General features: G+C 46.7%; 1 protein-coding gene. It reads right to left on the bottom strand.

What is annotated here, in order from left to right; translation table 11 throughout:
- Nucleotides 1-451: alpha/beta fold hydrolase (locus tag R7R24_RS30045; RefSeq protein ID WP_318120632.1), on the bottom strand; the 451-nt coding region annotated here is incomplete at its 3' end.
- Between the last annotated feature and the right edge of the window lie 82 nt (nucleotides 452-533).

Raw genomic sequence — 533 nt, 5'->3', positions numbered from 1 at the left:
AGTAGTTCGCCAGCATATTGCCACCAAGGGAGATGCCGACGGCGACTTTTGGATTGTTTGGAAAGCGCAGATGGAGGTGTTCCAAAAAGAAGCGAGCGTCCGTTACTTCTCCTGAATGGTATGCGCGAGCTTTTTTGTTCGGTTTGCCGCTACAGCCACGAAAATGCATCATCACCGATAACCAACCAGATTTCGCAAACGCATTCATCAGGCCGTTTGCATACGGACTGTAGAAGCATCCTTCCAAGCCATGAAACAAAACGAAGATGGGTTTGTTCTGCGCAGGTTCTTTGGTGGGATCTTCACTCCAAGCGAGATCGAGGAAGTCGCCATCGTCGGTATCCAGCGTCTGCCAAATAGGCGTAAACAGCGCTTTTTTACGAATAAAGCGCGGTAAAAGGGTCTGAAGGTGCGGGTTCTTGATCCCGGCGGCTGCGAAAAATTGTGTCATACCTAACTGCTCTTATATGGTCCTTCATGTCAGTTGAAGAACTTATTAATATAATCCTTTATAAAGATTATAGGTATTCTAC

This window comes from Vibrio sp. 704 (genome assembly GCF_033339295.1).
This window is presented reverse-complemented; position numbering and strand designations above follow the sequence as displayed.